The organism is Streptomyces sp. NPDC057474, from assembly GCF_042802555.1.
In the GTDB taxonomy this organism is placed as follows: domain Bacteria; phylum Actinomycetota; class Actinomycetes; order Streptomycetales; family Streptomycetaceae; genus Streptomyces.
Genome location: NZ_JBHVDX010000396.1, coordinates 1 through 1,378 on the forward strand (window position 1 = coordinate 1; position 1,378 = coordinate 1,378).

The following is a 1,378-nucleotide window of genomic DNA, read 5'->3' on the forward strand; positions in this document are numbered from 1 at the left end:
GCCGTAGACCGACGCGGTGCTGACGTAGACGATCCGGCGCACCCCCGAGCGCAGCGCCTCCTCGATGAGCAGACGCGTCCCCGTGTCGTTGACCGTGCGCAGCTGCTCCTCGGTGCCTTCCACGAGCGAGGCGCAGTGGATGAGCGCGTCGACGCCCCGGCACAGTCCGCGCAGCGATGCGGGCTCGCTCAGATCCGCGCGGACGGTTTGTACCCGGGCCCCGGCCGGGGCCGTGGCCGGGGTGCCGCGCCGGGCCAGCCGCAGTACGGTCTCCGGCCGGCGCAGGGCGGCCGAAACCGTGTGCCCCCCGATGAAGCCGCCGCTGCCCAGGACCAGCAGCCGTGTCGCCGTGTTCATCCGCCCTCCGGGAGCGGCCGCGCCGGCCGGTGCCGGAGGGCGGCTCCTGTTGTTAAGATACGGACTAGCTGGTTTTGTTTCCAGCGGCCTACGGGAGGAAGTTCCGTAAGACCACTTCAGGCACCAGCCGCAGGAGGCACCTACCGTGGCACGACAGGAACGCGCGATCCGCACACGCCGCGCCATTTTGCGGGCGGCGGCGTCCGTCTTCGACGAGTTCGGCTACGAGGCGGCCACGGTCGGTGAGATCCTCGCCCGCGCCGAGGTGACCAAGGGCGCCATGTACTTCCACTTCCCCTCCAAGCAGGCGCTCGCCGAGGGTGTGCTGCAGGAGCAGATGCACATCAGTGCCGTGCCGCGAAGCGCCTGCAAACTGCAGGAACTCGTCGACACCGGCCTCGCGCTGGCCCACCGGATGCGCCGGGACCCGCTGGTGAGCGCCGGGGCACGGCTCTCGCTGGGCCAGGAGGCGCGCTCGCTCTTCGGCGGGGCCGCGATCCCGCTGTGGCTCGCCGCGACGCAGGACATCCTGGAACAGGCCAAGGCCCAGGGCGAGTTGCTGCCGCACGTGGACCAGGTGGAGGCCACCTGGATCCTGTCCGCCTCCTGGACCGGGGTCCAGGTCTACTCCCACGCCCTGAGCGACCGCGCCGATCTCGAGGACCGCATCGTCTCGCTCTTCAACCACTTCCTGCCCAGCATCGCGGTGCCCGCGGTACTGGCGACGCTGGAGATCAGCACGGAGCGCGCGGCGCGGGTCGTCGCCGAGTCGGACCGGGCCGCCGCCCAGGCCCGTGAGGCCCAGGAGAAGGCACTGGCCCCGGCCGCCCCCTGACACCGGCAGCCGCCCCTCAACGCCGCAGCCCCCGGCCGCCCCCTCACGCCATGGCCACAGCCGCTCCCTGACACCGCAGCCGCTGCCTGACACCGCAGCCGCTGCCTGGCACCGCAGCCGCTGCCTGGCACCGCAGCCGCTGCCTGGCACCGCAGCCGCTGCCTGGCACCGCAGCCGCTGCCTGGC

2 protein-coding genes are annotated in these 1,378 nt (G+C 72.6%); one reads left to right on the top strand and one right to left on the bottom strand.

What is annotated here, in order from left to right; translation table 11 throughout:
* The coding region (locus ACFU53_RS46590) for an NAD-dependent epimerase/dehydratase family protein (protein ID WP_384006330.1) at positions 1-357 on the bottom strand (357 nt) is incomplete at its 3' end.
* Positions 358-502: 145 nt separating this feature from the next.
* Here ACFU53_RS46590 and ACFU53_RS46595 point away from each other — a divergent pair.
* Complete coding sequence (locus ACFU53_RS46595) at positions 503-1,192, top strand: ScbR family autoregulator-binding transcription factor (protein ID WP_384006332.1); 690 nt, start codon at positions 503-505, stop codon at positions 1,190-1,192.
* Positions 1,193-1,378 lie beyond the last annotated feature (186 nt).